Source organism: Microbacterium ureisolvens (assembly GCF_019511645.1).
Lineage (GTDB): Bacteria > Actinomycetota > Actinomycetes > Actinomycetales > Microbacteriaceae > Microbacterium > Microbacterium ureisolvens_A.
Window position 1 is genome coordinate 457870 of sequence record NZ_JAEUAX010000001.1, and the last position, 26660, is coordinate 484529.

The window sequence follows — 26660 nt, forward strand, 5'->3', positions numbered from 1 at the left end:
GACGACCCGACGAGCGCGGGCGGCTCGTAGCATGGGTGCATGCCTTTTCCCGGCCCGCTGTTCGAGCGTGCGGCTTCCGCGCCGCCCGTGCCGCGCGGGCTGCCGCTGGTGATCGCCCTGACCGGCTTCACCGATGCCGGCAGCGCCGTGAGCCGTGTGATCGACTACTTCCGCGACGAGCTCTCGCCCTCGCCGCTCGCCGTGTTCTCCAACGACACGCTGCTGGATTACCGCGCACGCCGACCGATCGTGTCCTTCGAGAAGGACCACCTCACCGACTACCGCCCCTCCCGTCTGGAGCTGTCGTTCGCCCACGACGCCCTCGGACAGCCGTTCCTGCTCCTGGCGGGCTATGAGCCGGATTTCGCATGGGATGCCTTCACCGAGGCGGTTCTCGAGTTCACGGAGCTGTACGGGGTGTCCACGGTGACGTGGGTTCATGCGATCCCGATGCCCGTACCTCACACGAGGCCGATCGGCACGACCGTGAGCGGAACCCGGTCGGAGCTCACCGAGGCGCATTCGGTGTGGCAGCCCCACACGCAGGTCCCCGCGACGGCGGGTCATCTCCTCGAGTACCGGCTCGCAGCCGCCGGCGTGCGCGTCGCGGGCTTCGTGCTGCTCATCCCGCATTATCTCGGCGACACCGAGTACCCCGCGGCCGCTCTCGCGGCGCTCGACAGCCTGACCGTCGCGACCGGACTGGTCTTCTCCGGCGACGAGCTGCGCGAGGAGAACCGCGAGTATCTCGAGAAGGTGACGGAGCAGATCGAGGGCAGCGACGAGCTCGCGCGCATGGTGCAGGGCCTCGAGGAGCGCTACGACGCCTATATGGCCGGATCCACACTGGCCACCCCGATGATCCACACCGGCGACCTGCCCAGCGCAGACGAGCTGGCGGCCGAACTCGAGCGGTTCCTCGCCACGCGCCCCGCGGAGGACGACAAGCGCGGATCATGATCGCGTGGCCTCGCGCGCCGGCGGAATTCGACGGCCGAGCGAGGCGTTGACATCAGGGATGGAGGTGCGCCGGTCTCGGCAGGGCGATGCTGGCGGCGCACGGCAAGTATGAGATACTAGACGCTCTGACCCGTTGTCAACCGTCTTCGTGGGGCATCCCCGAGAAGATGCGGACTTGACAAGGGTCTTACTAGTGTCCGAAACCGACCGGAGAGGCGCAGCGCGCTTCGACCGGTGAAAGGCGAAACGTGACTCCAGGCACGAACACCAAGGCTCGCTCGACCGCGAAGGACACCGAGACGGACGAGACGAAGACGGCGGCCGCCAAGAAGGCTCCCGCAGCCAAGGGCGCCGCCAAGACCAAGGCCGCACCGAAGACCGCGTCCAAGCGCGCGAAGAAGTCGGACGACGAGTTCGAGGACGACGTCGAAGAGCTCGACGACGACGTCGAACTCGAGGACGAGGGCGACGACGCGGACGCCGACGACGCAGCGGAGACCGGCGAACCGGCCAAGGGCGCGAAGACCTCCGGCGACGACGCGAACGCCTCCGACGACGAGGAGGAAGAGGAGGAGAGCACCAAGCCGGCGTTCACCGAGCCCCTCCCCACCGGCGCGATCGTCATCTCCTCGAGCGACGAGGACGACGTCCCGGTCTACTCGACGCAGATCACCGGCGCGACGGCCGACCCGGTCAAGGACTACCTCAAGCAGATCGGCAAGGTGCCGCTGCTCAACGCGGCCGAAGAGGTCGAGCTCGCGATGCGCATCGAGGCGGGTCTGTTCGCCGAAGAGAAGCTGTCGCACATGTCGGCCGCCGAGAAGACCTCGCAGCTGGGTCTCGACCTGCAGTGGGTCGCCCGCGACGGTCAGCGCGCGAAGAGCCACCTGCTCGGCGCCAACCTGCGCCTCGTCGTCTCGCTCGCCAAGCGATACACGGGCCGCGGCATGCAGTTCCTGGACCTGATCCAGGAGGGCAACCTCGGCCTCATCCGCGCGGTCGAGAAGTTCGACTACACCAAGGGCTTCAAGTTCTCGACGTACGCCACGTGGTGGATCCGTCAGGCCATCACCCGCGCGATGGCCGACCAGGCCCGCACCATCCGCATCCCGGTGCACATGGTCGAGGTCATCAACAAGCTCGCGCGCGTCCAGCGCCAGATGCTGCAGGACCTCGGTCGCGAACCCACGCCCGAGGAACTGAGCCGCGAGCTCGACATGACCCCCGAGAAGGTCATCGAGGTGCAGAAGTACGGCCGCGAGCCGATCTCGCTGCACACGCCTCTCGGCGAGGACGGCGACAGCGAGTTCGGTGACCTCATCGAGGACACCGAGGCCGTGGTCCCCGCCGACGCGGTGGGCTTCACCATGCTGCAGCGCCAGCTCGAGTCGCTCCTCGACTCGCTCTCGGAGCGCGAGGCCGGCGTGATCCGCATGCGCTTCGGCCTGGGGGATGGGCAGCCGAAGACGCTCGACCAGATCGGCGACACGTTCGGGGTCACCCGTGAGCGCATCCGCCAGATCGAGTCGAAGACGATGGCGAAGCTGCGGCACCCGTCGCGTTCGCAGTCGCTCCGGGACTACCTCGAGTGAGCGAGGCGAACGCCGGCAAGGCGCTCACCGTACAGGTCGAGGGCTCGTCGTTCGCCCGCATCCCGATCCGCACGCGGGTCGTGATGCCGGGCGACGACCTCGACTCGTTCGTGAAGGAGTACGCGGCGGACGTCGTCCGCGAGGGCGACCTCCTCTTCGTCACGGAGAAGATCGTCGCGATCACCCAGGGCCGCTCGTACCTCGTCGAGGACATCAAGCCCCGCAGGCTCGCGCTCTTCCTCTCCAAGTACGTCACCCGCACGCCGTACGGCATCGGCCTGGGCATGCCCGAGACGATGGAGATGGCGCTGCGCGAGTGCGGCACGATCCGCATCCTCTTCGCGGCCGCCGTCTCGGCGGTGACCAAGCTGTTCGGCCGCAAGGGCGACTTCTACCGCATCGCCGGCGACAAGGCACGCGCGATCGACGGCCCGACGTCCGGAACGATCCCGCCCTACAACAAGGCGGTCGTCCTCGGACCCGAGCGCCCGCGCGAGGTCGCGACGCACCTCAAGTCGCTGCTCGGCGGCGTGCCCGAAGTGGCGGTGGTCGACATCAACGACCTCGGCGGCAACATCCTCGGCTCCACGCTCGACAAGGCGGAGGAGAAGCGCCTGGTCGCGATCCTGAAGGACAACCCGCTGGGTCAGGGCCACCAGTCGACGCCGCTCGGCATCGTCCGCACGGTCTGACTCGGATTCAGCAGAAAGGCGCGGCATCCTTCAGGGATGCCGCGCCTTTCTGCGCTGCACGCGCGCAGTGATCGGCACCGTCTCGGTTCAGAAGCCGATGGCTTCGCGATAGCGAGGCTTGTGACCGGTGCGGATGCCGGTGACGCTCGGCTTGTTCTCGTACACGCCGGCGCCCCAGTTGCCCTCGACGAGCACCGGACCGTCCGGCGAGACGACGATGTCCCATCCGACGTACCGGATCTGCGGCACGACGCGCGCGACCTGGTCGACGAACGCCTTGACCTCCTCGATCATCGGCAGCTGGAAGTCGGCGATGACGAAACCGCTGTCGGGGTGCTTCTGGTGCACATGGCTGTGCGAGTCGTAGCCCGGACCGACGGCATGGCCGTTGTCGTCGAGCATCGTGTAGAAGCCGCCGAAGGTCATCTGGTCGCTCACCGCACCGCGTCCGAACTTCTGCGCCATCGCCAGGATGTGCGTCTGCTCGCCGTCGAAGAACGCGGTCACGCGCGTGGTGTTCACGGTTCCGGGGCACACGGCGGCGAGGTCGGCGTGCTGGCGGATGACCTCCTCGATGAGCAGCTCGCCGCGCGAGAGCAGGCCGCGATGGAAATCCTCCCAGTCCGAGACGTCCGCCGCGTGGTAGCGGTGCACGCCCGTTCCCGCCTGGCCCACCGGCTCCTTGGTGACGATCGTGCCGTGCTTCTCGGCGAAGGCGCGCACCGCATCGGCGTTGCCCTCCTCGACGACCATCCAGTCCCGGCGGAGGAAGTCGCTGAACGTACGGTCGAACTCGATCTTGTCCTGGAAGCGGCCGCGGTACGCGGGGTCGTCGTACTTCTGCGACAGCTCGTTCGAGACGGGATGCGTCATGTACGTCGCACGCTCCGAGCGGTTCAGGATCGCGAAGTCGTAGTCGACGTAGTCCTGGAAGCCGACCTGCCTGAACCCCGCCGACCACAGCATGTCGACCACCACCGCGGGGGTCCATTTGCCGTGCGCGTGCGCGGTCTCTTTCGCGCGCTCCAGCACGGAGCCGACATCGATGCGACGGACACGCCAGGCGAGGTAGCGAAGGCGGTTCGAGAGGGCGAGGCCCTGAGAAGACATGCGTGCTCCGGGTTCGGTTCGGGGACCCCGATAGTCTAGAGGCGTGAGTTCCGCTATCCCTGGGCACGACCACCCCGTGCCGGGATCGGACCCCCGCAGCGCCCCCGTCGCCCGGATCTCGCGGGCCGCGCTGACGGCGAATGCCCGTGCCGCGCGGGAACGGGGCATCCGTTCGTACGGTCCGTCGATCCTCCAAGCGGATGCCTGGGGCCACGGTGCGGAGCTCGTCCGCGATGTGCTCGCGGCCGAGGAGTTCGTCCCCGAGGAGACCGTTCCCGAGGTGCGCCGCGGAGACGTCGAGCACGGAGCGGTGGTCGGACGAGCGAGGACTCTCCAGCCCTCCTGGCTGTTCGGGCTGCCCGATTCGGAGCACGCCACCGCGCCCGCCCTGCGGCTCACGGGCACCGTCCTCTCGGTGAAGGACCTGCGGGCCGGCGAGGGCGTGTCCTACGGCTACGCGTATCGAGCGTCGACCGACACCCGCGTCGCGCTGGTCACGGGCGGCTACGCGCAGGGGATCGTGCGCGGGCTCGGCGGCGCGGTCCACGTGGCGATCGCCCGGGGGCGGCACCCCATCATCGGTCGCGTCGCGATGGACGTGTGCGTGGTGGAGATCACGGATGCCGCGGTCCGGCGCGGCGAGGAGGCCTTGTTCCTCGGCGACCCGGCGCAGGGCGAACCGTCTCTCGCCGAATGGGTGCGCGCGACGGGACTGACGGCCGGGGAGCTCGTCACGACGGTCGGACTACGCGCCATCCGGGAGGAGGCACTGTGACCGCACGCCTGCACGTCGACCTCGATGCGCTCGAGGCCAACATCGCGCGCGTGCGTGCCACGGTGTCGCCCGCCGAGCTGATGCTCGTGGTCAAGGACGACGCCTACGGTCACGGGCTGGAGCCCGTCGTGCGGGCGGCCTCAGGTGCGGGGGTGGTCTGGTTCGGCGCCTTCGATGTGCGCACGGCGTGCGCCGTGCGTGAGGCGGTGGGCGAGGACGCCCGCATCTTCGCCTGGATCGCCGCCTCGCGCGGCGACCTCGAGGCGGCCGTCGCCGCACGCATCGACCTGGGCGTCGGCGATGCCGACCTGCTGGAGGAGATCGCGGATGCCGCGCGGGACGCCGGGAGCCGGGTTCGCGTGCATCTCAAGATCGACACCGGCCTGCATCGCAACGGAGTGCGCCCGGAGCAGTGGCCCGGGTTCGTGTCGCGCGCGGCTGCTCTCCACTCGGAGGGCGTCATCGACGTCGTCGGCATCTGGAGCCACATCGCGGAGGCGTCAGATGCCGAAGACGACGAGGCTCGCGGCGTCTACGAGTGGGCTCTCGCCGAGGCGGAGGCCGTCGGCTTGCGTCGGATGACGCGCCATCTGGCCGCCAGCGCGGCCTCGTTCGCGCGCCCGGAGTTCCGCTACGACATGGTCCGGGTGGGCGCGTTCTGCTACGGCATCCGCTCCGCCGGAGGTCCCTCCGCCGACGACCTCGGACTGCGGCCGATCGGAACGCTGCACGCCGACGTCGTCGAGGTGGCGGGACAGTACGTCAGGGTCGACCTCGGATGGCTCCACGGGCTTCCGTCGTCGCTTCGGCTCCGCTCGTCGGTAGGAACCCCCGCCGGGAGCCGGCAGCTCATCGACATCGGCCGCTCGGATTCTCTCGTCGCCTCGTGGCCGGGAGCCGGCGCCGGGGACACAGTCGCGATCTACGGTCCGGGCGCTGCGGGTGAAGTGAGCGCGACGGATCTCGCCGAGCTCATCGGCACGATCGGTGAGGAGATCGCACTGCGCGTGTCACCGCTCGTGGAACGCAGATACACCCGCCGCTGAAAGCGGCGGGTGCGAGTCTGCCGGGGACGGACGCCTACTCGGCGAGGCGAGCGGTCTCGTCGTGCCAGGAGGTCGCGATGGCGCGAAGCTTCTCTTCGTACTTGCGACCGTGGTGGGCGCAGAAGAGGAGTTCGCTGCCGTTGACCTCGGCGGCGATGTACGCCTGTGCGCCACAGGAATCGCAGCGATCCATGGCCGTGAGGCGGTACTCGAGGACGGCGCCGGTCTCGGTCGGTGTCGATATCGTGTTCATCTCGGTGCCTCCTCGTACAGGTAGAACTCTCTTGCGGTCATGAAATACAACCACGCCGATGTTTCGAGAATGCCGCGAACAGGCGACATTTCGCTGAGCGCGTACGCCGCCCGGCCCTGAAGCGTGTCTGCGCGGGGCGGTCGGGCGCCCCGATTACGATGGGAGATTGTGACCGCCGAGTACTCCGCCCATCATCTCCAGGTGCTCGAAGGGCTCGAAGCGGTCCGCAAGCGCCCCGGCATGTACATCGGCTCGACCGACTCGCGCGGCCTCATGCACTGCCTGTGGGAGATCATCGACAACTCCGTCGACGAGGCCCTCGCCGGCCACGGCTCGCGCATCGACATCATCCTCCACGCCGACGGCAGCGTGGAGGTGCGCGACCGCGCACGGGGCATCCCCGTCGACATCGAACCGCGCACAGGTCTGTCCGGCGTCGAGGTCGTCTTCACCAAGCTCCACGCCGGCGGCAAGTTCGGCGGCGGCTCCTACGCCGCGTCGGGCGGTCTGCACGGCGTCGGGGCATCCGTCGTCAACGCGCTCTCGGAGCGCCTCGACGTCGAGGTCGACCGCGGCGGCAAGACCTGGGCGATGTCGTTCCACCGGGGAGAGCCCGGCGTCTTCTCCAACGGCAGTCCCGACTCCGCCTTCACGCCGTTCGAAGACCGCAGCGAACTGCGCGTCGCGGGTCGTGCCGCCAAGGGCGTCACCGGCACCCGCATCCGCTACTGGGCCGACCGGCAGATCTTCACGAAGGACGCCGCGTTCAACCTGCAGGAACTCGAGCAGCGCGCCCGCCAGACCGCGTTCCTGGTCCCCGGCCTCGAGATCGTCATCCGCGACGAGCGACCCGGCACCGAGTCGGGCGAGCCCGTCGAGACGAGCTACCGCTTCGACGGCGGCATCTCGGAGTTCGCCGACTTCCTCGCTCCGGACTCCGGTGTCACCGACACCTGGCGGCTGAGCGGCGAGGGGAAGTTCACCGAGACCGTCCCGGTGCTGCAGCCTTCGGGGGCCATGGTGCCGACCGAGGTCGAGCGCGAGTGCCACGTCGACATCGCGGTCAGGTGGGGCACAGGGTACGAGACCGTGTCGCGGTCGTTCGTCAACATCATCGCGACGCCCAAGGGCGGGACGCATCAGCAGGGATTCGAGCAGGGCCTCATGAAGGTTCTGCGCGACCAGGTCGCGCAGAACGCCCGCCGGCTCAAGGTCGGAGGCGACAAACTCGAGAAGGACGACATCCTCGCCGGCCTCACGGCGGTGCTCACCGTGCGCCTGCCCGAACCGCAGTTCGAAGGTCAGACGAAGGAAGTGCTCGGCACGCCGGCCGTGCGCCAGATCGTGTCGAACGTCGTCTCCCGCGAGCTCACCGCGCGGTTCACCTCGGCCAAGCGCGACGACAAGGCGCAGACCTCGCTGCTGCTCGACAAGGTCGTCTCCGAGATGAAGGCGCGCATCTCCGCGCGCACGCACAAAGAGACGCAGCGACGCAAGAACGCACTCGAGTCCTCGTCGCTGCCGGCGAAGCTCGCAGACTGCCGATCGAACGACGTCGCAGAATCGGAGCTGTTCATCGTCGAGGGCGACTCGGCACTCGGAACCGCCAAGCTCGCCCGCAACAGCGAGTTCCAGGCGCTGCTGCCGATCCGCGGCAAGATCCTCAACGTCCAGAAGGCGTCGATCAGCGACATGCTGTCCAACGCCGAGTGCGCGGCGATCATCCAGGTGATCGGCGCCGGCTCCGGCCGCTCGTTCGATCTCGACACGGCCCGCTACGGCAAGATCATCCTGATGAGCGACGCCGACGTGGACGGCGCGCATATCCGCACGCTGCTGCTGACGCTGTTCTTCCGCTATATGCGACCGCTCATCGACGAGGGCCGCGTCTACGCCGCCGTCCCACCGCTGCACCGTGTGGTAGTGATGAATCCCGGGTCCAAGCCCAACGAGACGATCTACACCTACTCCGAGGCCGAGCTGCACGGACTCCTCACGAAGCTCACCAAGGCCGGCAAGCGCTGGCAGGAACCCGTCCAGCGCTACAAGGGCCTCGGCGAGATGGACGCGGACCAGCTGGCGACCACCACGATGGACCGCAATGGCCGCACCCTCCGGCGTGTGCGCATGCAGGATGCCGAGGCCGCGGCATCCGTCTTCGAACTGCTGATGGGCAACGATGTGGCACCCCGCAAGGAGTTCATCATCGACTCCAGCGACCGACTGGTGCGCGAGCGCATCGACGCGTGACCGCTGGTCGGTTCCCCTCGCCGCGACAGCGAGGGGAACCGATCGGAGGAGTCAGCGGATGCCGGTGCCTACGGCGCCGATGACGCCGTCGAGGGGCGTTCCCGACGCGTCGCGCTTCGCGCCCGACTCCGGCAGCGCGCGGGTCGCGCCGTCCGAGCCGACGGCACGCGGATCGGTGCCGACCCACGCGATGGTGAGCGCGTCTTCGCCCTTCAGGAACCGCTGAGCACGCACCCCGCCGGTCGCGCGGCCCTTTGCGGGGAACTCGCTGAACAGCGACACCTTGGCGCTGCCGGCGTCGGTGCCCGCGAGCGCGGTCGTGGATCCAGCGATCGTCACGACGACGGCGTCGAACTCCGAGGGTCCGACGACGTCGAATGCGATCACCTGTGCGCCGTCGGTGAGACGGATGCCCGCCATGCCGCCCGCCGAACGCCCCTGCGGGCGCACCGACGACGCATCGAAGCGCAGCAGCTGCGCGTCGCTGGCGACGAACACCAGTTCGGCGCCGTCCGAGGCGGGCGCTGCTCCGACGACCCGGTCGCCGTCCTTGAGGGCGATGATCTCGATGTCGTGCTTGTTCGCGATCTCGCTGGCGGCCACGCGCTTGACGATGCCCTGCGCGGTGCCGACCGCGATCGGCGGGGCGTCGGTGAGCGGCACGAGTGCGACGATGTGCTCGCCCCCACTGAGACCCAGGTACTGGTCGCCACGCGTGCCGGCCGCGAGCTGGACCGAGTTGGCGGGAACCGAGGGCAGGTCGACGGGGGAGAAGCGCACCAGTCTGCCGAGGTTGGTCACGGCGCCGATGTCGCCGCGCGTGGTGGCGTCGACCGCCGAGCGGATGGCGTCGTGCTTCGAGCGTCGCGCCGGCGCGACGATGCCCCCACCAGGCGCGTCGGCCACGAGCTCGGCGCGCACCATGCGGCCGGTGGCCGAGAGGAAGACGCGGCACGGCGCGTCTGCGATCTGCAGGTCGGCGGCCGCCGCAGCCGCACGCGAACGGGGCTGGACCGGGCCGCCGTTGAGCAGCAGGGTGCGGCGAGGGGTTCCGAAGGCCTCGGCGGCAGCATCCAGTTCGTGTGCCACCTGCGCACGCAGCAGCACGTCGCTGCCGAGCAGCTCCTCGAGCTGAGCGATCTCCTTCTTCAGGTTGTCGCGCTCGGTCTCGAGCTCGATGCGCGAGAACTTGGTGAGGCGACGAAGTCGCAGCTCGAGGATGTACTCCGACTGAGCCTCCGACAGGTCGAAAACGCTCATCAGGCGGGTGCGCGCCTGCTCGCTGTCGTCGGACGTGCGGATGACCTGGATGACCTCGTCGATGTCGAGGATCGCGATGAGGAGGCCCTCGACGAGGTGCAGGCGTTCCTTGCGACGCTCGAGACGGTAACGGCTGCGACGCGTGACCACACTGATGCGGTGGTCGAGGTACACGCGGAGGAGTTCGCGGAGACCGAGCGTCTGCGGCTGGCCCTCGACCAATGCGACGTTGTTGATGCTGAACGAGTCTTCGAGCGGCGTCAGCCGGTAGAGGTGCTCGAGCACCGCCTGCGGGTCGAAGCCGGTCTTGATGCCGATGACCAGCCGGAGTCCGTGGTGGCGGTCGGTGAGGTCGGTGACGTCGGCGATGCCCTGGAGCTTCTTCGCGTTGACGGCGTCCTTGATCTTCTCGATCACCCGCTCCGGGCCGACGAGGTACGGGAGTTCGGTGACGACGAGGCCGGTGCGGCGCGGACCGAGGGACTCGATCGACACCTTCGCACGCGTGCGGAAGCTGCCGCGGCCGTTCGTGTAGGCGTCCTTGATGCCGTCCAGGCCGACGATGATGCCGCCGCCGGGAAGATCGGGCCCTGGCACGAACTCCATCAGCTCGTCGACGCTCGCCTCGGGGTTCTCGAGCAGGTGCGTGGCCGCGCCCACGACCTCGATGAGGTTGTGAGGCGCCATGTTGGTCGCCATGCCGACCGCGATGCCGGTGGTGCCGTTGACGAGCAGGTTCGGGAACGCTGCAGGCAGCACCTCCGGCTGCTGGAACTGCCCGTCGTAGTTGGGGATGAAGTCGACGACGTCCTCGTCGAGGTTCTCGGTGAGCGCCAGCGCAGGTGGGGCGAGCCGGGCCTCGGTGTACCGGGGTGCGGCGGGACCGTCGTCGAGCGAGCCGAAGTTTCCGTGACCGTCCACCAGCGGCACCCGCAGCGAGAAGGGCTGGGCGAGTCGCACGAGCGCGTCGTAGATGGGGGCGTCGCCGTGGGGATGCAGCTTTCCCATCACCTCGCCGACGACGCGGGCGCTCTTGACGTGGCCGCGGTCGGGGCGCAGGCCCATGTCGGCCATCTGGAAGAGGATGCGCCGCTGCACCGGCTTGAGCCCGTCGCGTGCATCGGGCAGGGCACGCGAGTAGATGACCGAGTACGCGTACTCGAGGAACGATGTCTGCATCTCCGAGGAGACGTCGACATCCTCGATGCGTCCGTGATCGGCGGGGGAGGAATCGGTGCGGGAAGCGGGCATGTGTCGATGAAGCCTCGGGTGACGGCGGGAGCGGGGGGCGCGGCCGCGTATGCGAGACTGGCCCCGATGACCCTCAGCCTACCCGTGGACCCGCCGCGCGCCCGGAGCCTCACCCGTGTCGTGACCGAGATGTCGGCGGCGCTGGACGGCGGCTCCGAGTGGTTCGCGCCGGCACGGAGCGCCATCGTGTGGGTGCTCGACGGCCTCGGCGTCTCCAACCTGTCGGCTCGCGCCGGACACGCGCGCTTCCTCTCCGAGGCTCGCGCGAAGAAGGATGTCGCGCGCACGGTCTTCCCGTCGACGACCGCTGCCGCGCTCACCAGCCTGCTCACCGGCACGCTCCCCGGCGAACACGGCATCGTCGGCTATCGGGCCCGCGTGCCGGGCACCGACGACGTGATCAATCTGCTCCGCGGGTGGGACACCGACGGCCTGCCCCTGGAGTTCCAGCGTTCCGCCACGCTGCCCGCGACCCTCGGCCGGCCGTTCTTCGCGGTCTCGCGCAACGAGTATGCGGGCACCGGTTTCACCGCCGCCACCCTGGGCTCCGCCGAGTTCCATGGAGCCGACGATCTGGACGAGCGCGTGAGGCTCGCCGCCGACCTCGCGGCGCAGCATCCCGGTTCCCTCGTCTATCTGTATGCGCCCGATCTCGACGCGATCGGCCACAAGCGCGGCTGGGAGTCCGACGAATGGGTCGCCGGACTGGAGCGGGTGGATGCCGCGGCCCGCACGCTCTCGGCATCCCTCGACCGCGGCACCGGCGTGGTGGTCACGTCCGACCACGGCATGGTCGACGTGCCGCGGCATCGCCATCTCCTGCTCGAGGAGGGCGACGATCTGCTCGATGGGATCCGCCTGATCGGCGGCGAACCCCGGATGCTCCATCTGTACGCGCAGCCGGGGGCGGCCGATGCGGTGCTGGCGCGGTGGCGTCAGGCCGAGGCATCCCGTTCGTGGGTCTTCTCACGCGCCGAGCTCGAAGCGTCAGGGCTGATGGGCGCGATCGACCCGGAGGTGCGTGCGCGCATCGGCGACGTGATCGTCGCCGCGCGCGCGGGCATCGCCTATTACGACGACAGGCTCACCGACAAGGCGCCGCAGAAGATGATCGGGCAGCACGGCTCGCTGACCGACGAAGAGCGGATCGTCCCGCTCATCCGGCTGGGTGCGTTCGCCGGAGCCTGAGGGCTCAGTCGTCCGAGCGGGCGCCGAACACGATCTCGTCCCACGACGGCATCGACGTCCGCCCCTTGCGACGGCCCGCCTCGGCGACCGCTGCCGGAGTCGGCGCGGGAAAGTCGGATGCCGGCGGCTCCTCGTCGGAGGACGACTCCTCATAGCCCGGCTCCAGCGCGTCGAAGAGGGCGACCGGTGCCGGCGAGCGGGGAGCCGACGCGATCTCTTCCGCCCCCGGGAGCGGCTCCCGCTGGCCGCGACGACGACGCAGCGCCTCGAGCAGGTCGGCGGTCTCGGCCGAGGTCACCACGGCAGGCTCGCTGGCGCGTTTGATGGCGGCCTCCTGGACGGCGGGGGCGGCGGGACCGGGGATCTCAGGCGACTCGATGTCGGCATCGGGGAGGCGGCGCGGCCCGAACGCCCCGCTGTCGAAGCGGGAGTCGTCTTTCGGGGCGACCGCGTCGAGGGCGCGCAGCCGCGGGATCAGCCCCTCGGGAAGCGACCCCTGGCGGGACAGCTGGATGGCGTCGGCATTCAGCGGCGACAGCGTGCTGCGGCGCGGGTCGAACCCCCAGCGCGCGTCATGGCCGATGTCGTTCGACGTGAACTCCAGCTTGACCGTCCAGCCGGTCGGCTCCTTCCAGCTGGTCCAGCGTTCGCCGATGGCGCCCGCCTCGGCGAGCTTGGCGCGCACGGCGGAGCCGAAGGTGGTCTGCCCGTCGCCCTCGAAGTCGCCGCCGAGGAGCACGGGAACGGCCAGTGCCTGGCCGACGATGTGCTCGCGCTCGGCGAGCACGGGGCCTTCGAACCGAACGATGTCCTCCACGCGGGCGCCGAGGAGCTCGGCCACCTCGCGCGCGGAAAGCCCTGAGCGGATGTGAGCCTGGATCTCGCGGGGGCTGGGGCGCGGGGTCTGCACATCGGCCTCGCGCTCGCGGCGCGCCTTGCGCAGCTCGCCGCGCAGCACGTCGTCGACGTCGAGCGTGAATCGCTCGCCGGACTCCGTCGCCAGGATGAGCTTGTCGTCTTCGGTTCCGATGACCTTGAGCTGTTCCATGCGGACGCTCCCTGCTTCTCGTGCCGGCTCTTGGCTGCGCTGGTCGGGCGGACTTCATCGCTTCAGAGCCCGCCTGTGGGCCCCATCGTGTCATAGGGCATCACGAGGGCCGGGAATATCCCGCGCGTGCCGCGAGTTTCACGCGAACGCACGGCCGGGATGGCGCCCGATCGCATTTGCGAAAAGGGCAATGGTCGTGCAAACTATCGCCGCCCGCAAGGGCGAGCGCAACCGCGAATACCCGGAAGTTGAGATCTTCACGCATGGCCACCGATTACGACGCCCCCCGCAAGACCGAGGACGACAGCGAGTCGATCGAGGCGCTCAAGGAGCGCGTTCCCGACAAGCTCTCGGGCTCGGTGGATGTGGAGGACGCCGACAACCCGTCGGGCTTCGAGCTGCCTGGTGCCGACCTGTCGGACCTCGAGCTCGACGTCGTCGTTCTACCCGCCCAGGAGGACGAGTTCACCTGTTCGAACTGCTTCCTCGTGAAGCACCGTTCGCAGCTCGATCACGAGACCGCCGACGGTCCTATCTGTACTGAGTGCGCCGCGTGATCTGAGCCCGCCGCACAGCGGCGGCCAGCCGGTCCGGCGTCCGCGAGGAGATGACCCACGCGGTCGTCGGATCATCGGCATCCGTCACGGGGAACACGACGACTCCGTCGATCCCGCCCCGGATGAGGTGCCACGAACGCGGGTCCAGTCCCGCACCCCGCTGATGGCGCGCGTCGTCGCCGACATGGACCTCACCGGCGCCGAGGAACTCCACGCCGATGTGCGCGCGTCCCGCTCGGAGCTCGCCGTCCCGGACCTCGACGACGGGGGCCGACAGGACCAGCAGTGCGATCAGCAGGATGCCCACACCGGCGCCGACGACGAGTGCGACCGTGGTGTCGATCGGGGTGACGACGAGCGCCGCCATCGGCGCCGCCATTCCTGCAGCGACCAGGATCCACAGTGAAGGGCCGAGCCGCTCGCGATAGCCGTCGGCGTGGTCGGTCCGGGCACCGGCGTGAGGCGTTGAGTTCTGCATTACCCTCGTTGGGTGACTGAAACGGTGGACGTCCCCATTATCGCCCCCGACGTCCCGGTGTACGCGCACCCGGGGGATGCCGGAGCCGACCTCGTCGCCGCCGAGGCGGTGCGGCTCGAACCCGGTGAGCGCGCTCTGGTCGGCACCGGCGTGCGGATCGCGCTGCCCGAGGGCTACGTCGCCTTCGTGGTGCCGCGCAGCGGCCTGGCGGCGAAGCACGGCATCACGATCGTGAATGCGCCGGGCACCATCGACGCCGGCTACCGCGGCGAGATCAAGGTGATCCTCCTCAACACCGATCGCACCCACGCGCACGACATCGCCGTGGGCGACCGCATCGCCCAGCTCATCGTGATGCCGGTCCCGCGCGCCGTGTTCCTCCCCGTGGAAGCTCTGCCCGACAGCGTGCGCGGCGAGGGCGGCTTCGGCTCCACGGGCTATCAGAAGGACGGAGTCCTCGCATGACCGATTCCTCATCCGTCGACGGCCCGCGCAAGGTCGCCCCCGACGACCGCGCTACCACCGGCCCGTTCGACGAGTCCGAGGCCAACCCGGTCCGCCCCTACATCGACCTCGGGGGGATCAAGATCCTCCCGCGCGAGGGTCTCAACCTACGTCTCGAGGTCGAGGAGCAGACGAAGCGCATCGTCGCTGTGGGCCTCGACTACGCCGGCTCGACGCTTCAGGTGCAGCCGTTCGCCGCGCCGCGCTCGGCGGGCCTGTGGGAGGAGACCCGCGAGCAGATCCGCCAGCAGATCCGGCAACAGGGCGGCCGCGTCGAGGAACGCGAGGGACCGCTGGGCCCGGAGCTGCTCGCAGAGGTTCCCGTCATCGCCGGCCCGGACGGCACGGCCGGCAAGCGCCTGGCGCGTTTCGTCGGCGTCGACGGCCCGCGGTGGTTCCTGCGCGGAGTCATCGGCGGCGCCGCCACGGCCGACGTCGAGGCCGCGGCGGCGGTCGAGGACCTCTTCCGCTCGATCGTGGTCGTCCGCGGCGGCTCGCCCATGCCGCCCCGCGATCTCATCCCGCTGAAGATGCCGGCGACGCCAGGTTCGGCGTGAGCGACCCCTCGCGCCCCGGCGACCCCGCCGCGGAACCCGACGCGAACCCTCCCGCCGCCGAGAGGGACGAGGCGGATGCGGCACCCTCTGCATCCGAGATGCTCGGCGCCGCGCTGGGCGGCGCCGCCCGCCGCGCGGGGCTGGACCCGGCTGAGGGAAAGAGCACGGGCCACGTCGTGTGGGCCGCCATGGGCGGCTGGCGCGGCATCCTCGAATCCGTCCTGCCGGGCGTCGTGTTCCTCGTCGCGTGGACGGTGACCTATGACCCCGATCCGGACGTGCGCTCCGGCAATCTCCTCCTGAGCCTCGGGCTGTCGGTGGGGCTGGCCGCCGTGTTCACCATCGTGCGCCTCATCCAGAGGCAGTCCGCCAGCGCCGCGATCGGCGGGCTGATCGCAGCCGCGGCCGCCGCGGGGCTGTCCCTGTGGACAGGCAGGGGAGAGGACAGCTTCATCCCGGGCTTCCTCACCAACACGCTGTACGGCACCGCGTTCCTCGTCTCGGCGCTCATCGGATGGCCGCTGATCGGGCTGGCCGTCGGCTTCCTGATGGGCGAGGGCACAGCGTGGCGCGCCGACAAGCGCAAACGGCGCGTCTTCTTCTGGCTGTCGATCGCGTGGGCGAGCCTGTTCGCGCTGCGCCTCGTCGTGCAGCTCCCGCTCTACTTCGCCGGTGACGTCACCGCGCTCGGGACCGTGAAGCTGATCATGGGTCTGCCGCTTTTCGCGCCGATGGTCGCGGTCACGTGGCTCGCGGTGCGCGCGCTCTACCCGCGCACGCCGAAGTGATACATTTATCTCGACATCAAGATAAATTTCCTCCGAACCGTTAGGGCGGCCTGACTAGCCGAGGGCTCCGGTGCGGGGGAAGATGGGGATGCCGGACTCCGGCACGATCCCGCCGCCGACGAAGGAGACAGACGTGTCCACGGTTGACAGCTTCGGTGCGAAGAGCACCCTGACGGTCGGCAGCACCGACTACGAGATCTTCCGCATCGACACGGTCGCGGGCTACGAGAAGCTCCCGTTCAGCCTCAAGGTGCTGCTGGAGAACCTGCTGCGCACCGAGGACGGCGCGAACGTCACCAAGGAGCAGATCCAGGCGCTCGGCTCGTGGAACCCGAACGCGGAGCCCGACACCGAGATCCAGTTCACTCCGGCCCGCGTCGTGATGCAGGACTTCACCGGCGTGCCGTGCATCGTCGACCTCGCCACGATGCGCGAGGCCGTCACCGCGCTGGGCGGCGATCCCAGCAGGATCAACCCCCTCTCGCCGGCCGAGATGGTCATCGACCACTCTGTGATCGCCGACCTCTTCGGCCGCGAGGACGCCCTCGAGCGCAACGTCGAGATCGAGTACGAGCGCAACGGCGAGCGGTACCAGTTCCTGCGCTGGGGCCAGACGGCGTTCGACGACTTCAAGGTCGTGCCCCCGGGCACCGGAATCGTGCACCAGGTGAACATCGAGCACCTCGCCAAGGTGATCTACGACCGCCAGGTGAACGGCGTGCTGCGCGCCTACCCCGACACCTGCGTCGGCACCGACTCGCACACCACGATGGTCAACGGCCTCGGTGTGCTCGGCTGGGGCGTCGGCGGCATCGAGGCCGAGGCCGCGATGCTCGGCCAGCCCGTGTCGATGCTCATCCCGCGTGTCGTCGGCTTCAAGCTCACCGGCTCCATCCCGGCCGGCGTCACCGCGACCGACGTCGTGCTCACGATCACCGACATGCTGCGCAAGCACGGGGTCGTCGGCAAGTTCGTCGAGTTCTACGGCGAGGGCGTCGCCTCCGTGCCGCTCGCCAACCGGGCCACCATCGGCAACATGAGCCCCGAGTTCGGCTCGACCGCCGCCATGTTCCCGATCGACGACGTGACCCTCGACTACCTCCGTCTCACCGGACGCGACGAGGACGCCGTCGCGCTCGTCGAGGCGTACGCGAAGGAGCAGTCGCTGTGGCACGACCCGGCGCGCGAACTCGTCTTCAGCGAGTACATGGAGCTCGATCTCGGCACCGTCGTCCCCTCGATCGCCGGCCCGAAGCGCCCCCAGGACCGCATCCTGCTGTCCGAGGCGAAGTCGCAGTTCGAGAAGGACATCGTGAACTACGCGACGGCCTCGACGAGCGACGACATCGTCGACCTCGAGTCCAAGCACTCGTTCCCCGCCTCCGACCCCGGCATCGTGCCCGGCGAGGAGGAGCCGACCACCCGTCCGGTGCACATCAACAGCGGAGCGCCGGCGACGGCATCCAAGCCCGTGAAGGTCACTACGCCCGACGGCGAGGCCTACATCCTCGACAACGGCGCGGTCACGCTCGCGGCGATCACCTCCTGCACCAACACGTCCAACCCGTCGGTCATGATCGCCGCTGGCCTGCTCGCCAAGAAGGCGGTCGACAAGGGCCTCAAGCGCAAGCCGTGGGTCAAGACGACGCTCGGCCCCGGCTCGAAGGTCGTCACCGACTACTACGAGAAGTCCGGCCTCGACAAGGCGCTCGAGGGCCTCGACTTCTTCACGGTCGGCTACGGCTGCACGATCTGCATCGGCAACTCGGGACCCCTCATCGAAGAGGTCTCGGCCGCGATCAACGACAACGACCTCGCCGTTACCGCGGTGCTCTCGGGCAACCGCAACTTCGAGGGCCGCATCAGCCCCGACGTGAAGATGAACTACCTCGCCTCGCCGCCCCTCGTGGTCGCGTACGCGCTGGCCGGCTCGATGAACTTCGACTTCGAGACCGACCCGCTCGGCAAGGACACCGAGGGCAACGACGTGTTCCTCAAGGACATCTGGCCCTCGCCGGAAGAAGTCCAGCAGATCATCGACACGTCGATCTCGCGTGAGCAGTTCATCACGCAGTACGCCACGGTGTTCGAGGGCGACGAGCGGTGGAAGAACCTGCCGACGCCGACCGGCCCGGTCTTCGAGTGGGACCAGGACTCGACCTACGTGCGAAAGGCGCCGTACTTCGACGGCATGAAGATGGAGCTCACCCCGGTGGCCGACATCACCGGCGCGCGCGTGATGGCCACCCTCGGCGACTCGGTCACGACCGACCACATCTCGCCCGCCGGCAACATCAAGGCCGGCACGCCCGCGGCCCAGTACCTCACCGAGCACGGCGTCGCGCAGAAGGACTTCAACTCCTACGGCTCGCGCCGTGGCAACCACGAGGTCATGATCCGCGGCACGTTCGCCAACATCCGTCTCAAGAACGAGCTGGTCGCCGCCGTCAACGACGGCCAGATCATCGAGGGCGGCTTCACGCGCGACTTCACCCGGGAGGGGGGCCCGCAGTCGTACATCTACGACGCGAGCCAGAACTACCAGGCGCAGGGCACGCCGCTCGTCGTCTTCGGCGGCAAGGAGTACGGCTCGGGCTCCTCGCGCGACTGGGCGGCCAAGGGCACGAGCCTGCTGGGTGTGAAGGCGGTCATCACCGAGAGCTTCGAGCGCATCCACCGCTCCAACCTCATCGGCATGGGCGTCGTCCCGCTGCAGTTCCCCGCAGGCGAGAGCTGGAAGTCGCTGGGCCTGGACGGCACCGAGATCGTCTCGATCTCGGGTCTCGAGCAGCTCAACGAGGGTGTCACCCCCAAGACGGTGCGCGTGACCGCCGAGCCGAGCGAGTTCTCGCCCGAGGGCAAGCAGACGGTCGCGTTCGACGCAGTCGTCCGCATCGACACGCCTGGTGAGGCCGACTACTACCGCAACGGCGGCATCCTGCAGTACGTGCTGCGCTCCCTGGTCTGACAGGGGATTCACGGGGGACCGGATGCCACGGCATCCGGTCCCTCCGTCATGCCCGGGTAGACTTGCAGGGCCCTTCCGGGGCCGGAAAGGAGCGGGGATGTCGTTGCTGTCGTCCATCACCGGACCCCGCGACCTCGACGACTTGAGCATCGATCAGCTCGAGCAGCTCGCGGACGAGATCCGCGGCTTCCTCGTCGAGAACGTCGCACGCACGGGCGGCCACCTGGGCCCCAATCTCGGCGTCGTCGAGCTGACGATCGCGCTGCACCGCGTGTTCGACTCGCCGAACGACCCGATGATCTTCGACACCGGGCACCAGTCGTACGTGCACAAGCTGCTCACCGGCCGTCAGGACTTCACGGACCTGCGCGCGCGCGGCGGCCTCGCCGGCTATCCGCAGCGCTCGGAGAGCCCGCACGACGTGGTCGAGTCGTCTCACGCGTCGAGCTCACTGAGCTGGGCCGACGGCGTCTCGCGCGCGCTGACACGCACCGGCCGCAAGGATCGCCATGTCGTGGCGGTCGTGGGCGACGGCGCACTCACGGGCGGCATGACGTGGGAGGCGCTCAACAACATCTCCGACGACAACGACCGCAACCTGGTCATCGTCGTCAATGACAACGGCCGCTCCTACGCGCCCACGATCGGCGGCATGGCGCGCTACCTCAATCGCGTCCGCACCGCCGACTCCTACCGCAACCTGCACCGCGGCTCCGACACGCTGTTCCGCAAGCTCGGGCCCGCGGCCCGCGCTGTGTACCGCGGCGTGCGCGGCGGCACGCACGGCTTCCTGTCGCGGTTCACGAACAATGCCGCGCTGTACTCGAATCTCGACATCAAGTATCTCGGTCCGGTCGACGGGCATGATCTGCCGACCCTCATGGAGACGCTGGAACTCGCCAAGGAGTACGGCGCACCCGTCATCGTCCACGCGATCACCGAGAAGGGCCGAGGCTATGCGCCCGCGCTCGAGGACGAAGCCGACCAGTTCCACGCCGTGGGCAAGATCGATCCGATCACCGGGGAGTCCCTCGCCTCGTCCGGCGGCACCGCCTGGACGGATGTCTTCGCCGACGAGCTCGTGCACGTCGGCGACCGGCGCGACGACGTCATCGCGATGACCGCGGCAATGCTGCGCCCCACCGGTCTCCTGCCCTTCGCGCAGCGCTTCCCCGACCGCGTCTACGACGTGGGCATCGCCGAGCAGCACGCCGTCGCCTCCGCGGCCGGCCTGGCGTTCGGCGGACTGCACCCGGTGGTTGCGATCTACGCGACGTTCATGAACCGCGCATTCGATCAGGTGCTCATGGATGTCGCGCTGCACCGCGCAGGCGTCACGTTCGTACTCGATCGCGCCGGTGTCACAGGGCCCGACGGTCCGAGCCACCACGGAATCTGGGACCTCGCGATGCTGCAGATCGTGCCGCACATCCGCATCGCCGTGCCCCGCGATGAGACTCGGCTGCGCGAGGAGCTGCGCGAGGCCGTGGCCGTCGACGACGCCCCCACCGTCATCCGTTTCCCGAAGGGCGGCGTGAGCCCCGAGCTCCCCGCGCTGGAGCGCCTCGACGACGGCGTGGACGTGCTGGTGCGCTCCGACGCCCAGGACGTGCTGCTGGTCGGCATCGGCCCGATGTCGCACATCGCGGTCGATGTCGCTGAGCGCCTGCGTGCGCAGGGAATCGGCGCCACCGTCGTCGACCCGCGGTGGGTCGTGCCCGTGCAGCCGTCGATCGTCGAGCTCGCAGCATCCCATCGCCTGGTCATCACGATCGAGGACGGCATCCGTGTCGGCGGCATCGGCACCCGCGTGCGCCAGGTGCTGCGCGAGGCGGGCGTCGACACCGCGGTCGACGAGCTGGGTGTGCCCGATGAGTTCATCGATCACGCGAGCCGCGAGCAGATCCTCGAGGACGCCGGCCTCACCCCGGCGAAGATCGCGCAGGATGTCGTCGCGCAGGTGCTGGGCACCCGCATCCCCGTCGCCCGCGGCGCGGAGACCCGGGAGATCCCGGTCATCCCGACCCTGTCGCGCGAGGAGCGCCGCCAGGCGTAGCGCCGAGGCGCGCGACCGACGCGCCGGCCCAGCCGCCACGAAAGGGCGCATCCTCCGCAGAGGATGCGCCCTTTCGGTGCTCGCGCGTCAGCCGGCGATGCCCTTGATCACCGGGTGGTGGAAGGTGTCGCCGAAGACGCGCTCGGACGCTCCCTCGCGGTCGAGGTAGGGCGATGCGCCACCATCGATGAACGGCCAGCCCGCGCCGAGGATGAGGCAGAGGTCGATGTCCTCCACCTCCGGGACCACGCCCTCGTCGAGCATGATCTTGATCTCCTGCGCGAGCCCGTCCTGCACACGCCGCAGGATCTCGTCGGGCGAGGCCGGCGACGAGCCCACCGCGGGCTTGAGGACCCTCTCGGCCGCCTTGGTCCAGCCGGTCACGCGGCCGCCCTTGTCCTTCTCGACGACCTCGGGAAGCTCCGCGAGCGCGTGGAAGTTCTCGTTCGCATAGAACCGCTCGGGGAAGGCGCGCACCATCGTGTCCTGCACGTGCGCGGCGACCTTCCAGCCGACCAGGTCGATGAGCTGGAACGGCCCCATCGGCAGCCCGAGAGGCGCGAACGCCTTCTCGACGTCGGCGACGGGCGTGCCCTCGTACACGGCGCGGGCGGCCTCACCCATCACCTTCGCGAGCAGGCGGTTGACCACGAAGCCCGGCGCGTCGGCGGTGAGGACCGCATTCTTGCCGAGGTTCTTCGCGACGACGAACGCCGTCGAGAGCGCGGCCCCCGAAGTCTCCGGCGTCTTCACAATCTCGATGAGCGGCATGACCGCGACCGGATTGAAGAAGTGGAAGCCGACCAGCCGCTCGGGGTGGGCGAGCTTCGCGCCGATCTCCTGGACCGACAGCGACGAGGTGTTGGTCGCGAGGATCGCGTCCTCGGCGATGATCTGCTCGATCTCGCCGAACACCTGCTGCTTGACGCCCACCTCTTCGAAGACGGCCTCGATGACGAAGTCGCAGTCGGCGTAGAGGCTCTTGTCGGTCGTGCCCGTGACGAGCGCGCGCAGCTTGTTGGCGGTGTCGCCGTCGAGACGGCCCTTGGCCTCGAGCTTGCCGATCTCGTCGTGGATGTACGACACGCCCTTGTCGACCCGCGCCTGGTCGAGGTCGGTGATGAGCACCGGCACCTGGAGCTTGCGCACGAAGAGGAGGGCGAACTGGCTCGCCATCAGGCCGGCGCCGATGATGCCGACCTTCGTCACCTTCTTCGCGAGCTCCTTGTCGGGAGCGCCGACCGGACGCTTGGCCCGCTTCTGCACCAGATCGAAGGCGTACATGGATGCCGCGAACTGGTCGCCCGTCGCCAGTTCGGCGAGGGCCTCGTCCTCGCGGGCGAAACCCTCGGCCTTCGTGCCGCTCTTCGCCTTGTCGAGCAGCTCGAGTGCCGCGTACGGCGACTTGGGGACCGTCCCGATCTTGGACTCGAGCATGCCGCGAGCCATCTTGATGGCGATCGGCCATTTGGTCAGTCGCTCGATCTTTCCGGGCTCGTTCTTGCGCTGGACCTTGATCCTCCCGGCGAGCACGGCGTCGGCCCAGGCGAGGGAGTCCTCGAGGTAGTTCGCGGCGGGGAAGATCGCGTCCACGATCCCGTAGTCGAACGCCTGCTGCGGCTTGAGCATGCGGTTCTGCTTCAGCGGGTTCGAGATGACGACCTCGAGCGCGTTCTCGATACCGATGAGGTTCGGAAGCAGGTACGCCCCGCCCCATCCCGGGATGATGCCGAGGAACACCTCGGGCAGCGCGATGGCGGCGGCCGAGGCATCCACCGTCCGATACGTCGAGTTGAGCGCGATCTCGAGGCCGCCGCCGAGAGCGAGGCCGTTCACGAAGGCGAACGACGGCACGCCGAGTTCGGAGAGCTGACCGAACACCTTGTGGCCGAGCTGCGCGATCAGTCGCGCATTCTCCTTGGAGCCGAGCTTGCCGATGTCGGAGAGGTCGGCACCGGCCGCGAGAATGTACTGCTTGCCGGTGATCCCGACAGCGTGGATCTCACCCGCGGCCGCCCGTGCCTTCAGCGCGTCGAGCGTCTCGCCGAGCTGCAGCATCGTGGCGGGGCCCAGCGTGTTCGGGCGGGTGTGGTCGCGACCGTTGTCGAGCGTGATGAGGGCCATCACCTTGCCGGAGGGGAGACGGATGTCGCGCACCCGGGAGTGCGTGATCACCTCGTCGTCCAGCGCGGCACGGAGCGGGGAGAAGTCGATGTCGTCGTACTGTCCGCGAGCAGTGGTCATCGTGTCGGTCACTTCCGCTTCTTTCCGTCGAAGTAGGGGTTCTCCCAGATGACCGAGCCGCCCTGGCCGAGGCCCACGCACATGGCGGTGAGGCCGTAGCGGACGTCGGGGCGCTCGGCGAAGTGCGCCGCCAGCTGGATCATCAGGCGGACGCCGGAGGCGGCGAGCGGGTGGCCGAAGGCGATCGCTCCTCCCCACGGGTTCACCCGCGGGTCGTCGTCGGCGATCCCGAAGTGGTCGAGCAGCGAGATGACCTGGATCGCGAACGCCTCGTTGAGCTCGAACAGCCCGATGTCGTCGATCTTCAGGCCGGCCTTCTTCAGCGCCTTCTCGGTCGACGGGATGGGGCCGATGCCCATGATCTCGGGCTGCACGCCCGCGAAGGCGAACGAGACGAGCTTCATCTTGGGCGTGAGGCCGAGCTCCTTCACCGCACCGCCGCCGGCGAGCAGTGACATCGTCGCGCCGTCGGTGAGCGGCGACGAGGTGCCGGCCGTCACCCGGCCGTGCGGACGGAACGGCGTCTTGAGGTTCGCGAGGTCCTCCATCGTGGTCTGCGGGCGGCGGCCCTCGTCCTCGGTGGCGAGTCCCCACGAGCCGTCGGCGTCCTTGATCGCCACCGGCACCAGGTCGGACTGGATCTTGCCCGCGTCGTACGCCGCCTGCACCTTGTGCTGGCTGAGCATCCCGTAGCGATCGGAACGCTCCTTGGTCAGGTGCGGGAACCGGTCGAAGATGCGCTCCGCGGTCACGCCCATGTTCAGGGCACCGGGGTCGACCATCTTCTCCGCGACGAAGCGCGGGTTGGGGTCGGCGTTGCCGCCGATCGGGTGGTGGCCCATGTGCTCGACGCCGCCCGCGAGGGCCACGTCGTACATGCCGACGCCGATGGAGGCGGCCATGGTGGTGACGCTCGTCATCGCGCCCGCGCACATGCGGTCGATCGCGAACCCCGGAACCGTCTGGGGAAGCCCTGCGAGGATCGCGACGCTGCGGCCGAGGGTCAGTCCCTGGTCGCCGGTCTGGCTGGTCGCGGCGATGGCGACGTCGTCGATGCGGTCCTTGGGAACGCCGGGATTGCGCTCCATCAGTCCGATCGTCGCCTTGACGGCGAGGTCGTCCGCGCGGGTGTTCCAGTACATGCCTTTCTCGCCGGCGCGCCCGAACGGGGTGCGCATTCCATCGACGAAGAAGACGTCCGAAATCTCGGCCACTCTGCCTCCAAAAGTAGGGATGTCGCCAGCCTAGGAGGGCGTCTGGAGCGGTCGGAATCGAGTGGGGGAAACCTACGAAGCCGTTTCCGACGCCTCCGACGCATCTTGCACGGATCCCACAAAGGCATCGGCGATCACCTGTGAGGTCTGCGCAACCTGCCAGGGACGCGCGCCCAACGCCGACAGCGCTTCGCCGACGGATGCCGCGGTCACGGGCTCCGGGGGAGACCAGGCGACGCGGCGCAGCAGCTCGGGCGTGAGCAGGTTCTCGGTCGGCATGTGGAGCTCTTCGGCGCGCTGCTCCACGACAGGGCGCGCGGCCTTGAGACGGGCGTCCGCCTCCGGGTTCCGATCGGCCCACGCGCGCGGCGGCGGCAGCGTGTCGCCGCCGGTCGCACGCTCCAGAGGCAGCTGCGTGACGGCGCGTCCGGCCTCGATCGCCGCCCACCACCGGTCGAGCTGCGACCGGCTCGCGCGACCGGTGAACTCCTTGACCGCCGCGAGGGCGCTCTTCGACTTGGGGTCGGCCAGGACCGCGGCGACCAGAGCGCGGTCGGGGACGAGGCGCCCCGGGGCGACGTCCTCCTCGCGCGCGTACTCCTCGCGGGCGGTCCACAGTTCCCGGGCGACAGCCAGGGCTTTGCGGCCACGCACGGTGTGCAGACCCGACAGGCGTCGCCAGGGCTCCTCCCGGGGAGGCTTGGGCTCGCGTTCGAGCACGGCGCGGAATTCCTCGGCGGCGAACTCGGTCTTCCCTTGCTCCGCCAGCTCTGCGACAAGCTTGTCGCGCACGTCGACGAGGTGCTCGACGTCGAGTGCCGCGTACTCGAGCCAGGACTGGGGGAGAGGACGGATGGACCAATCCGACGCGGAGTGGGCCTTGGCGAGCGTGATGCCCAGTGTGTCCTCGACGACGGCTCCGAGACCCACTCGCTCATGACCGAGGAGGCGCGCGGCGAGCTCGGTGTCGAAGATGGAGGCCGGCTCGAGCCCGATCTCGCGCAACGACGGCAGGTCCTGGCTCGCGGCGTGCAGCACCCACTCCTCGGCGCCGATCGCGTCCTCGAGGGACCTGAAGTCGCCGATCGGCGGAGGATCGAAGAGGAACACGCCCGCGCCACGCCGGTACACCTGCACCAGGTACGCGCGCTGCGAGTAGCGGAACCCCGAGGCGCGCTCGACGTCGACGGCGACGGGACCCTCGCCGTCTGCCAGACGCCGTGCGGCCTCTCCGACGCGCGCGACCTCGTCGATCACGTCGTATTCAGCCACGTGGCGACCTGTGCGAACCGAGCATCGCGATCCCTTCCGAGCCGGGCGGGAGCCCAGCCAGCATGCATACCAACTCCGCCCATGCTTCCACGTGCGGAGCGATCCTGCCCTCCGGGGTCCAGGACGCGCGCAGTTCTATCTGCGCACCGTCGCCCTCTGCGGCCAGCGCACCGAACCCCTTGGAAAGCGTCTTCGTCGCTGTTCCGGATGCCGAGTGATAGGCGGCACGGCGTGAGTCGAGCGCATCGGTGAGCCAGGTCCACGCGACGTCCGCGAGCAGCGGATCCACACCGATCTCGGGTTCGAGCGGAGCCTGCGCGAAGCACACGATCCGCCAGGGGCCGTTCCACGGCGCCGGCTCCTCCGGATCGTGCAGGAGGACCAGCCGCCCCGTACCGTACGGCGAGTCCGTCGCGGCGGGCCCGGGACGCACGTCGCCCGCGATCGCGAACGCGTTCGGTGCGAGACCCTGTGGCGCGGCGATCTCGCGGACCGTGAGGTCGTCGCGGAAGGAGATCGCGCGCACCTCGTCGGCGGCCTGCTCGAAAGAGCCCGGTGCCGCCGGGGGACGCTGCTCAGTCACGCGGACAGACTAGG

General features: G+C 69.2%; 22 protein-coding genes. 13 read left to right on the forward strand and 9 right to left on the reverse strand.

Translation table 11 applies throughout. The annotated features are described in order from the left end of the window. Positions 1-39 precede the first annotated feature (39 nt). The 3 genes from JNB61_RS02175 (at position 40) to JNB61_RS02185 (ending at position 3244) form a co-directional block, all read left to right on the forward strand. Positions 40-960, forward strand: a complete 921-nt coding sequence (locus tag JNB61_RS02175) for a proteasome assembly chaperone family protein (RefSeq protein WP_159844141.1) — start codon at positions 40-42, stop codon at positions 958-960. Between the two features lie 248 nt (positions 961-1208). Next, on the forward strand, positions 1209-2552 hold the full coding sequence (locus JNB61_RS02180) for an RNA polymerase sigma factor (protein ID WP_159844143.1): 1344 nt from the start codon (positions 1209-1211) through the stop codon (positions 2550-2552). Then, complete coding sequence (locus tag JNB61_RS02185; protein WP_159844145.1) at positions 2549-3244, forward strand: coenzyme F420-0:L-glutamate ligase; 696 nt, start codon at positions 2549-2551, stop codon at positions 3242-3244. The genes JNB61_RS02180 and JNB61_RS02185 overlap by 4 nt, the downstream gene beginning before the upstream one ends. Positions 3245-3331: 87 nt before the next feature. Here JNB61_RS02185 and JNB61_RS02190 read toward each other — a convergent pair whose 3' ends face one another. Then, positions 3332-4354: a sugar-transfer associated ATP-grasp domain-containing protein gene (locus JNB61_RS02190; RefSeq protein ID WP_220338626.1), complete on the reverse strand. Its 1023-nt coding sequence runs from the start codon at positions 4352-4354 to the stop codon at positions 3332-3334. A gap of 43 nt (positions 4355-4397) precedes the next feature. Between JNB61_RS02190 and JNB61_RS02195 the strand changes: the two genes are divergently transcribed. Next, positions 4398-5129: an alanine racemase C-terminal domain-containing protein gene (locus JNB61_RS02195; RefSeq protein WP_220287745.1), complete on the forward strand. Its 732-nt coding sequence runs from the start codon at positions 4398-4400 to the stop codon at positions 5127-5129. Continuing rightward, a complete protein-coding gene (locus JNB61_RS02200) occupies positions 5126-6175 on the forward strand; it encodes an alanine racemase (protein WP_220338627.1) in 1050 nt (349 codons plus the stop codon). Before JNB61_RS02195 ends, JNB61_RS02200 begins: the two co-directional genes overlap by 4 nt. A gap of 34 nt (positions 6176-6209) precedes the next feature. Here the strand turns inward: JNB61_RS02200 and JNB61_RS02205 are convergent, their stop codons facing one another. Continuing rightward, positions 6210-6428: a DUF7455 domain-containing protein gene (locus tag JNB61_RS02205; protein ID WP_159844151.1), complete on the reverse strand. Its 219-nt coding sequence runs from the start codon at positions 6426-6428 to the stop codon at positions 6210-6212. A gap of 168 nt (positions 6429-6596) precedes the next feature. Here JNB61_RS02205 and JNB61_RS02210 point away from each other — a divergent pair, with 168 nt between their 5' ends. Further along, positions 6597-8678 carry a DNA gyrase/topoisomerase IV subunit B gene (locus JNB61_RS02210; protein WP_374226597.1) on the forward strand — a complete coding sequence of 694 codons (2082 nt, stop codon included), beginning with the start codon at positions 6597-6599 and terminating at the stop codon, positions 8676-8678. Between the two features lie 51 nt (positions 8679-8729). Here JNB61_RS02210 and JNB61_RS02215 read toward each other — a convergent pair whose 3' ends face one another. Beyond that, complete coding sequence (locus JNB61_RS02215) at positions 8730-11189, reverse strand: DNA gyrase/topoisomerase IV subunit A (RefSeq protein WP_220287751.1); 2460 nt, start codon at positions 11187-11189, stop codon at positions 8730-8732. A 66-nt stretch (positions 11190-11255) separates the two neighbouring features. Between JNB61_RS02215 and JNB61_RS02220 the strand changes: the two genes are divergently transcribed. After that, positions 11256-12377 carry an alkaline phosphatase family protein gene (locus JNB61_RS02220; protein ID WP_220338628.1) on the forward strand — a complete coding sequence of 374 codons (1122 nt, stop codon included), beginning with the start codon at positions 11256-11258 and terminating at the stop codon, positions 12375-12377. A 4-nt stretch (positions 12378-12381) separates the two neighbouring features. On the opposite strand, the gene sepH is transcribed toward JNB61_RS02220, so the two are convergent. Further along, the gene (gene sepH, locus JNB61_RS02225) at positions 12382-13425 is read right to left on the reverse strand and encodes a septation protein SepH (RefSeq protein ID WP_220338629.1); all 1044 of its coding nucleotides are present in this window, start codon (positions 13423-13425) and stop codon (positions 12382-12384) included. Positions 13426-13688: 263 nt separating this feature from the next. On the opposite strand from sepH, the gene JNB61_RS02230 reads away from it, so the two are divergent. After that, positions 13689-13982 (forward strand): DUF4193 domain-containing protein, encoded by a 294-nt coding sequence (locus JNB61_RS02230; RefSeq protein ID WP_045302586.1) that lies wholly within the window; start codon positions 13689-13691, stop codon positions 13980-13982. Here JNB61_RS02230 and JNB61_RS02235 read toward each other — a convergent pair. Beyond that, entirely contained in the window at positions 13957-14460 is a 504-nt protein-coding gene (locus tag JNB61_RS02235) for a DUF3093 domain-containing protein (protein ID WP_220338630.1), read from the reverse strand. The genes JNB61_RS02230 and JNB61_RS02235 overlap by 26 nt on opposite strands. Positions 14461-14472: 12 nt before the next feature. Here JNB61_RS02235 and dut point away from each other — a divergent pair, with 12 nt between their 5' ends. The 5 genes from dut to dxs all read left to right on the forward strand — a co-directional run bounded on the left by dut (position 14473) and on the right by dxs (position 21333). Then, positions 14473-14925 carry a dUTP diphosphatase gene (gene dut, locus JNB61_RS02240; RefSeq protein ID WP_220338631.1) on the forward strand — a complete coding sequence of 151 codons (453 nt, stop codon included), beginning with the start codon at positions 14473-14475 and terminating at the stop codon, positions 14923-14925. Continuing rightward, the gene (locus JNB61_RS02245) at positions 14922-15521 is read left to right on the forward strand and encodes a DUF3710 domain-containing protein (protein WP_159844159.1); all 600 of its coding nucleotides are present in this window, start codon (positions 14922-14924) and stop codon (positions 15519-15521) included. Before dut ends, JNB61_RS02245 begins: the two co-directional genes overlap by 4 nt. Further along, positions 15518-16309 (forward strand): DUF3159 domain-containing protein, encoded by a 792-nt coding sequence (locus tag JNB61_RS02250; RefSeq protein WP_220287762.1) that lies wholly within the window; start codon positions 15518-15520, stop codon positions 16307-16309. The genes JNB61_RS02245 and JNB61_RS02250 overlap by 4 nt, the downstream gene beginning before the upstream one ends. A gap of 133 nt (positions 16310-16442) precedes the next feature. Then, a complete protein-coding gene (locus JNB61_RS02255; protein WP_308291185.1) occupies positions 16443-19277 on the forward strand; it encodes an aconitate hydratase in 2835 nt (944 codons plus the stop codon). 97 nt (positions 19278-19374) lie between these two features. After that, positions 19375-21333 (forward strand): 1-deoxy-D-xylulose-5-phosphate synthase, encoded by a 1959-nt coding sequence (dxs, locus tag JNB61_RS02260; RefSeq protein ID WP_220287765.1) that lies wholly within the window; start codon positions 19375-19377, stop codon positions 21331-21333. An 87-nt stretch (positions 21334-21420) separates the two neighbouring features. Here dxs and JNB61_RS02265 read toward each other — a convergent pair whose 3' ends face one another. The 4 genes from JNB61_RS02265 to JNB61_RS02280 all read right to left on the reverse strand — a co-directional run bounded on the left by JNB61_RS02265 (position 21421) and on the right by JNB61_RS02280 (position 26646). After that, the gene (locus tag JNB61_RS02265) at positions 21421-23577 is read right to left on the reverse strand and encodes a 3-hydroxyacyl-CoA dehydrogenase NAD-binding domain-containing protein (RefSeq protein ID WP_220287983.1); all 2157 of its coding nucleotides are present in this window, start codon (positions 23575-23577) and stop codon (positions 21421-21423) included. An 8-nt stretch (positions 23578-23585) separates the two neighbouring features. Beyond that, positions 23586-24791 carry a thiolase family protein gene (locus JNB61_RS02270; RefSeq protein WP_220287767.1) on the reverse strand — a complete coding sequence of 402 codons (1206 nt, stop codon included), beginning with the start codon at positions 24789-24791 and terminating at the stop codon, positions 23586-23588. Between the two features lie 72 nt (positions 24792-24863). Next, the gene (locus JNB61_RS02275) at positions 24864-26063 is read right to left on the reverse strand and encodes a ribonuclease D (protein WP_159844169.1); all 1200 of its coding nucleotides are present in this window, start codon (positions 26061-26063) and stop codon (positions 24864-24866) included. Next, positions 26056-26646 (reverse strand): DUF3000 domain-containing protein, encoded by a 591-nt coding sequence (locus JNB61_RS02280; RefSeq protein WP_220338633.1) that lies wholly within the window; start codon positions 26644-26646, stop codon positions 26056-26058. Before JNB61_RS02280 ends, JNB61_RS02275 begins: the two co-directional genes overlap by 8 nt. Positions 26647-26660: the final 14 nt, after the last annotated feature.

Coding starts and splice junctions, on each gene's coding strand:
- JNB61_RS02175 (WP_159844141.1), top strand. CDS start 40: ATGCCTTTTCCCGGCCCGCTGTTCGAGCGTGCGGCTTCCGCGCCGCCC.
- JNB61_RS02190 (WP_220338626.1), bottom strand. CDS start 4,354: ATGTCTTCTCAGGGCCTCGCCCTCTCGAACCGCCTTCGCTACCTCGCC.
- JNB61_RS02205 (WP_159844151.1), bottom strand. CDS start 6,428: ATGAACACGATATCGACACCGACCGAGACCGGCGCCGTCCTCGAGTAC.
- JNB61_RS02215 (WP_220287751.1), bottom strand. CDS start 11,189: ATGCCCGCTTCCCGCACCGATTCCTCCCCCGCCGATCACGGACGCATC.
- JNB61_RS02220 (WP_220338628.1), top strand. CDS start 11,256: ATGACCCTCAGCCTACCCGTGGACCCGCCGCGCGCCCGGAGCCTCACC.
- sepH (WP_220338629.1), bottom strand. CDS start 13,425: ATGGAACAGCTCAAGGTCATCGGAACCGAAGACGACAAGCTCATCCTG.
- JNB61_RS02230 (WP_045302586.1), top strand. CDS start 13,689: ATGGCCACCGATTACGACGCCCCCCGCAAGACCGAGGACGACAGCGAG.
- JNB61_RS02235 (WP_220338630.1), bottom strand. CDS start 14,460: ATGCAGAACTCAACGCCTCACGCCGGTGCCCGGACCGACCACGCCGAC.
- JNB61_RS02245 (WP_159844159.1), top strand. CDS start 14,922: ATGACCGATTCCTCATCCGTCGACGGCCCGCGCAAGGTCGCCCCCGAC.
- dxs (WP_220287765.1), top strand. CDS start 19,375: ATGTCGTTGCTGTCGTCCATCACCGGACCCCGCGACCTCGACGACTTG.
- JNB61_RS02265 (WP_220287983.1), bottom strand. CDS start 23,577: ATGACCACTGCTCGCGGACAGTACGACGACATCGACTTCTCCCCGCTC.